Source organism: Methylobacterium sp. E-016 (genome assembly GCF_022829745.1).
Taxonomy (GTDB): Bacteria; Pseudomonadota; Alphaproteobacteria; order Rhizobiales; family Beijerinckiaceae; genus Methylobacterium.
This window is the reverse complement of sequence record NZ_JAKSYF010000088.1, coordinates 20,729-27,439: the sequence shown is the minus strand read 5'-3', so window position 1 is coordinate 27,439 and position 6,711 is coordinate 20,729. Positions and strand designations below refer to the sequence as shown.

Genomic DNA, 6,711 nt, shown 5'->3' with positions numbered 1-6,711 from the left:
CGCTCGGCCCCGAACTTCACCGCGAAGTGCGGCACCTCGACGGCGCGGTCGGCCCCGAACACCGACAGGTAGACGACCCGCTCGACGCCGGCCTCGCGCGCGAGGTTGAGGGTGACGATCGCCTGGGTGAACTCGTCGCCGGTCACCGCATTCAGCAGGAACAGCGTGCGCACGCCGGCGAAGGCCCGGCGCAGCGCGTCGATGTCGAGGAGGTCGCCCGTCGCGACCTCGACCCCGGCGGGGAATTGGGCCTTGGCGGGATCGCGGGTCAGCACCCGCACCCGGGTCAGCTCGGATCTCGGCTTACGCAGGCATGTGCGATTTGTTGGAATTGTTGGCATCGGTCTTGCCAAGCCCTGCTCGTCCCCGGCACCGGATCGCGGCCGGCGCGGAAACGGAGCGGCTTATCATGAACTACCACAGCATCAGCCGGCGCGGTGCCCTCCGGATCGGTGCGTTGGCTGCGGGCACCGTGGCGATGCCGTTCTTCGCTCGCAACGGCTTGGCCGCCGAGCCGATCAAGCTCGGGAGCCTGCTCGACGGCACCGGCGCGCTCGGCTTGGAAGGCAGGCGCATGATCGAGACGACCGAATACGCGGTCGATCTGATCAACAAGACCGGCGGTCTGCTTGGGCGCCCCGTGAAGATCATCGCCTACGACACCCAGTCGAACATGCAGCTCTACACGCAATATGCGCAGCAGTTGGCGCTGAAGGAGAAGGTCGACGTCATCCAGGGCGGGATCACCTCGGCCTCGCGGGAGGCGATCCGGCCGATCTTCGGACGCTCCAAGACCCTCTACTTCTACAACACCCAGTACGAGGGCGGCGTCTGCGACCGCAACGTGTTCTGCACCGGCTCGACCCCGGCCCAGACGGTCAACCACACGGTCGACTACGCGCTGAAGAACTGGGGTAAGAAAGCCTACATCGTCGCCGCCGACTACAATTACGGCCACATCACCGCGAACTGGATGACGAAGTTCATGAAGGACGGCGGCGGCTCGGTCGCTGGCACCGACTTCTTCCCCCTCGACGTGACGAACTTCTCCTCCGCCATCAGCCGCATCCAGCAGGCGCAGCCGGAGCTGGTGCTCTCGGCGCTGGTCGGCGCCAACCATTCCGGCTTCTACCGCCAGTGGGACGCCGCCGGCATGAAGGGCAAGATTCCGATGGGCGCCAGCGTGTTCGGTCTCGGCGACGAGCTGACCACCATGGACACTTCCACCACCAACGGCATCGTCACCTGCTACGGCTGGTACAACAACCTGCCGGCGCAGAAGAGCATCGACTTCGTGAAGGGGATGCAGGCCAAGTTCGGCGCCGAGCTCACCGATCTCGGCGAGCTCGACACCGCCACCTACGACGGCATCATGCTCTGGGCGGAAGGGGTGAAGAAGGCCGGCTCGGTGGAGCGCGACGCGGTCGTCGCTGCGCTGGAATCGGGCATTTCCTACGAAGGCCCCACAGGCAAGGTGACGATGGATGGGGCGACCCACCACACCATCCGCAACACCTACCTCGCGCGTCCCAAGGACAAGGCCTGGGAGCTGCTCGCCACCTTCCCCGACCAGTTCCCGTCGGACACAGGCGGCGCCTGCGACCTCCTGAAGAACCCCAAGACCAACAAGCAGTTCACCCCCGACCTCAAGGGCTGACCCGGCATGGATCTCGTCGGGCTCCTCGGGTTCAACGTTCTGACCGGTATCGCCACGCTGGCGCTGATCACGCTCGGTCTCGGCGTAATCTACGGGATGATGCGGATCATCAACCTCGCCCACGGCGAGTTCATGATGCTCGGCGCCTACACCGCGGTCGTGGCGGTCGATGCCGGCATCAACGTCTGGGTGGCGATGCTCGTGCTGCCGCCGCTGGTCGTCGGCCTGATCGGCCTCGTGATCGAGCGCACCGTAATCCGCTTCCTGTACGGGCGGATGATGGACACGATGCTCGCCACCTGGGGCATCAGCCTCGGGCTGATCGGCCTCGTGACCACGCTCTACGGCAACGTCGTGCGCGGGGTCTCGACGCCGGTCGGCAGCTTCGAGATCGGGCGGTATGGCGCGAGCCTCTACAGCCTCGTGATCATCGCGGTCGCGCTTGCCGCGCTCGGCGGCATGTTGGCGCTGCTTCGGCTGACCCGCTTCGGGCTGATCCTGCGCGCGACCATGCAGAACCCGAAGATGGCCGCCGCACTCGGCGTCTCGCCGGACCAGATCTACATGGCGACCTTCGCACTCGGCGCAGGCCTCGCCGGGCTCGCCGGCGGCGTCCTCGCGCCGATCTCCGGCGTCTCGCCGGCGATGGGCGCCGCCTACATCGCTCGCGCCTTCATCACCGTGCTCGGCGGCGGTCCGGCGATCATCACCGGCACGGGGCTGGCTTCCGGCCTGTTCGGCACGATCAACGAACTCGTCGCCTTCCGGACCACGCCGGTCATCGGCGACGTGGTGCTGCTGCTGGCCGCGATCCTGCTGATCCGCGTGCTGCCGCAGGGCATCACTGGCCGCTTCCTGAGGCGCAGCCTATGAACCCCATGGTCTCCCGCTCCGGACGGTTCGCGAGCGCCGCCGGCTTCCTCACGGTTCTGGTCTGCGGCCTCGCCCTGCTCGTCGGCGCGCCGCACCTCACCGACAGCTTCGGCCTCGTACAGATGACGGGGTTCACCGCGCTCGCGATGTTCGCGCTGAGCCAGGGCTTCGTCTGGGGCTACGGCGGCATCATGTCGTTCGGGCAGGCGGCGTTTTTAGGCCTGGGCGGCTACGCTTATGCCGTCTCGGTGATCAATCTCGGCGACAGCACGCTGCCGATCCTGATCGCCATCGCGGTGCCCATGCTGTTTGCGGCCGCCCTCGGCTACTTCATGTTCTTCGGGCGGATCAGCGACGCTTATGTCGGCGTCATCACGCTCACCGTCTCGGTGATCCTGTTCCAGCTGTTCAACGCCACCTCGGGCAGCCAGTACCGCATCGGCCAGGCGGAGCTCGGAGGCTTTAACGGTATCCCGGCGGTCCCGGTGATCAATCCGATCGGAGATCCCGGCGATCCGCTCGACATCGAGGGCCTGTGGGGCGTGGCGATGGGCGCGCTGATCGGCGTCTACGTGCTGCTGCGCGCCATCCTAGCGAGCCGCTTCGGCCGCGTGGTCGTCGCGATCCGCGAAAACGAGACCCGCGCGCAGCTGATCGGGTACGACCCGCGCCTCTACAAGCTCCTCGCCTTCACGATCTCAGCCGGGATCGCGGGGCTCGCCGGCTGCCTTTACGCCAACTGGGGCGGCTTCATCAGTCCGACGGTGTTCGGCCTGTCGATGTCGGCGCAGGTGATCATCTTCGTCCTCGTCGGGGGTCTCGGCACCCTGATCGGTCCGATGCTCGGGGCGGTGCTGATCCAGGCGCTGATCATCACCGCGGGCGGACAGTCGATGCTCGATCCCAATCTCGGCCTTGGGATCGTGCTCGTCGGCTTCGTGCTGCTGGTGCCCGAGGGCCTCGTGCCGGTGGCGCGCCGCCTCGTGCAGCGCGCGACCGGGCTTGTCACCGCGAGCGCCGCGCCGCCGGCCGCCGAGCCGCCGACCCCCAAGCCGGCGCTTGCCGAAGGGACCGGCCGATGACGGGAGGCCCGAAGCCCGCTCGCCCGCTGGTGCGGGCCGAGGGCGCGACCATGCGTTTCGGCGGCGTCACCGCGGTGAACGCCGTCGACTTCACCCTCAACGAGGTCGAGCTGCGCTGCCTGATCGGGCCGAACGGCGCGGGAAAGAGCACGTTCTTCAAGATGCTCACCGGACAGCTGACGCCGAGCGCCGGCCGCATCCGCTTCCGCGACACCGACATCACCGCCGCGCATCCGCACGCGATCGCCCGGCTCGGGGTCGGCATCAAGACGCAGGTGCCCAACGTCTTCAACGGCCTGTCGGTGCACGAGAACGTCTTCATCGCCGGCTGCCGGCGCAAGTCGCTCGCCCGCACCAGGCGGATCGTCGACGAGACGCTGGAACGCCTCCGGCTGACTGACATCGCCGGACGCCTCGTGGGCCAGCTTGCCCACGGCCAGCGGCAATGGGTCGAGATCGCCACCGTGCTGGCGCAGGAGCCGGAACTGATCCTGCTCGACGAGCCAGCCGCCGGCATGACCCACGAGGAGGTCCACCGGACCGCCGACCTGATCCGCGAGATCAACCGGACGCATGCGGTCATCGTGGTCGAGCACGACATGCCGTTCATCCGGATGATCGCCAAGACCGTGACGGTGTTCAACCAGGGGAAGATCCTGATGGAGGACGAGGTCGGGCGCGTGCTCGCCGACCAGCGGGTTCGCGACGTCTATCTGGGCAAGCAGGCGGCATGAACGGTCCTCACCCGATCCCGAAGGCTCCGCTCCTCTCCGTCGCGGGGCTGCATGCCGGCTACGGCCGCATTCCGATCCTCGGCGGCATCACGATGTCGGTCGCGGACGGCGAGGTGGTCGGTATCCTCGGCCACAACGGCATGGGCAAGACCACGCTGCTGCGCACGCTGATGGGCTACCTGCCGGCCACCGCCGGAAGCGTTCGCTTCGGCGGGCACGAGATTACCAGGGCCTCGCCCACCGCGCGGGCGCGGGCCGGGATCGGCTACGTCCCGCAGGGGCGGGAAATCTTTCCCGCCTTGAGCGTGCGTGAGAACCTGCGCATGGGCTGCCTGCTGGCGAACACGCCCGAGGACGCCACCATCGCTGCGATCCTCGACGTGTTTCCGCGGTTGAAGGTCTATCTCGACCGGCCCGGCGGCGCGCTCTCGGGCGGCGAACAGCAATTGCTGGCGCTCGCCCGCTGCCTCTGCGCGAGCCCGAAGATCATCCTCCTCGACGAGCCGACCGAGGGCATCCAGCCCTCGATCATCGAGGAGATCATCGAGACGCTCCAGGGCATCACCCGTGCCCGCGGGCTGACCGTGCTGCTGGTGGAACAGAACCTGTCCTTCATCTCAGGCCTCTCCGACCGGGTGCTCATCCTTCAGAAGGGGATGATCACCCGCGAGGTGCCGCCCGAGGTCGCCCGCGACCGAGCGATGATCGACGAATTCGTCGGCATGGCCTGATCGAGGCCCGAAACCGACACCGAAAGAGGGCAACGATGGATTCGGCACAGATGATTCCGGAGATCGAGATCGTCGAGATGACCGTGGCGGACGCCGCCGACGCGTTTGCGAGGGGCGTCACGTCGGAGGCGCTGACGCAGGCCTTCCTCGACCGGATCGCGGTGCACAATCCGCATTACAATGCGCTCATCGTTATGAACCCGGAGGCCCTGTCCGACGCCCGCGCCAGCGATGCCCGCCGCATCGCGGGCACGACGCTCGGGCCGCTCGACGGCATACCGGTGGTGATCAAGGACCCGATGGACATGGCGGGCTTGCCCACCACCGCGGGCTGGCACTTCCTGAGCGCAAAGGCCGGCGGCGTCGATCTGATCCCCGAGACCGATTCCCCGGTCGTGGCGCGGATGCGGGCGGCCGGCTGCGTCATGCTCGGCAAAACCAACGTCCCGGTGCTGAGTGCTACGGGCAGCCATGCCAACGACAGCTGGGCCGGTCCGACCCTGAACTCGGCTGCCCCGAACAGTCTGCCCGGCGGCAGCAGCGCCGGCACGGCCACCGCCGTCGGCGCCAGCTTCGCGGTGCTGGGGCTCGCCGAGGAGACCGGCGGCTCGATCCAGAACCCGGCCTCGGCGCAGGGGCTGGTTGGCATCAAGCCGACTTTCGCGCTGGTCCCCAATGCCGGTGTCGTGCCGCTGGCGGGCTCGACCCGCGATGTGGTCGGCCCGATCGCCCGCTGCGTGCGCGACGCCGCACTGACGCTCGATGTGCTCGCCGGTTACACCCCCGCCGACCCGAAGACGGTGGCCGGCATCGGCCGCCGGCCGAAGGGCGGTTACACGAGCAAACTCTCCACCGACGCGCTCAGGTCCAAGCGCCTCGGCCTGTTCGGGCCTGGCTGGCGCGACCTGCCGCTCTCGGACGAGGCGACCGCGCTCTACGCGCGGGCGCAAGGCGAGATCGCGGCCTGCGGCGCGACGCTCATCGCCGACCCCTTCGCCGGCTCGGGCTTCGCCGACCTCGGCGAGCCGACACCGGGGCTCAACCATTTCGACGCCCGTGGCATGGAATCGGTCGCCTACGACCTGCAACTCTACCTGACGCGGCTCGGACCCAGCGCGGCGCTCCGCGACGTCGACGCTTTCGCCGAGGCGACGAAGGCAGAGGACGCCTTCGCGCCGGGTGGCGTGCTTCACTACCTGCACGCGATCCGCGCCTTCGCGCCCATCCTCGCCGACCCGTCCGCCCCGCCGGACCTCTCGAGTTTTCTCACCGTGCGCGAGGCCTACCTCGCCATCTTCGAGCGCGTCATGGATGAGCACGGCCTCGACGGCCTCGTCTTCCCGCAGATGCGCGATGAACTCCCACCGCTCCACGGCGGCCGCGCGATCAACGAGACCACCGTCTGCGAGATCAACATCGCCGGGCTCCCCGGCGTCACGGTCCCCGCGGGCTTCTACGCGTCGGACGCGCCGTTCAACCTGATCTTCGTCGGGCGGATGTGGAGCGAGGCCGACCTCCTCGGCTATGCCTACGCCTATGAGGCGGCGACACACCATCGCCTGGCTCCGACTCTGGAAGCGGCTGGCTGACGGGTTCGCCCCGCATCGGACGGCGAATCGGAGATGAGGCGCTCG

General features: G+C 68.2%; 7 protein-coding genes. 6 read left to right on the top strand and 1 reads right to left on the bottom strand.

Translation table 11 applies throughout. From position 1 onward, the window contains the following. On the bottom strand, nucleotides 1-281 hold a 281-nt coding region (locus MKK68_RS11915), incomplete at its 3' end, for an NAD(P)H-binding protein (protein WP_244030440.1). Between the two features lie 128 nt (nucleotides 282-409). On the opposite strand from MKK68_RS11915, the gene MKK68_RS11910 reads away from it, so the two are divergent. The 6 genes from MKK68_RS11910 to MKK68_RS11885 are packed head-to-tail and all read left to right on the top strand — an operon-like array spanning nucleotide 410 to nucleotide 6,666. Then, nucleotides 410-1,657, top strand: a complete 1,248-nt coding sequence (locus tag MKK68_RS11910; protein WP_147728980.1) for an ABC transporter substrate-binding protein — start codon at nucleotides 410-412, stop codon at nucleotides 1,655-1,657. 6 nt (nucleotides 1,658-1,663) lie between these two features. Next, nucleotides 1,664-2,530: a branched-chain amino acid ABC transporter permease gene (locus MKK68_RS11905; protein WP_147728981.1), complete on the top strand. Its 867-nt coding sequence runs from the start codon at nucleotides 1,664-1,666 to the stop codon at nucleotides 2,528-2,530. A gap of 5 nt (nucleotides 2,531-2,535) precedes the next feature. Beyond that, nucleotides 2,536-3,612, top strand: coding sequence for a branched-chain amino acid ABC transporter permease (locus MKK68_RS11900; protein WP_244030439.1), 1,077 nt, complete (start codon nucleotides 2,536-2,538; stop codon nucleotides 3,610-3,612). Further along, nucleotides 3,609-4,346: an ATP-binding cassette domain-containing protein gene (locus MKK68_RS11895; RefSeq protein ID WP_147726764.1), complete on the top strand. Its 738-nt coding sequence runs from the start codon at nucleotides 3,609-3,611 to the stop codon at nucleotides 4,344-4,346. The genes MKK68_RS11900 and MKK68_RS11895 overlap by 4 nt, the downstream gene beginning before the upstream one ends. Further along, nucleotides 4,343-5,077 carry an ABC transporter ATP-binding protein gene (locus MKK68_RS11890; protein ID WP_147726766.1) on the top strand — a complete coding sequence of 245 codons (735 nt, stop codon included), beginning with the start codon at nucleotides 4,343-4,345 and terminating at the stop codon, nucleotides 5,075-5,077. Before MKK68_RS11895 ends, MKK68_RS11890 begins: the two co-directional genes overlap by 4 nt. Nucleotides 5,078-5,112: 35 nt before the next feature. Further along, nucleotides 5,113-6,666 carry an amidase gene (locus tag MKK68_RS11885; RefSeq protein WP_147726768.1) on the top strand — a complete coding sequence of 518 codons (1,554 nt, stop codon included), beginning with the start codon at nucleotides 5,113-5,115 and terminating at the stop codon, nucleotides 6,664-6,666. Nucleotides 6,667-6,711: the final 45 nt, after the last annotated feature.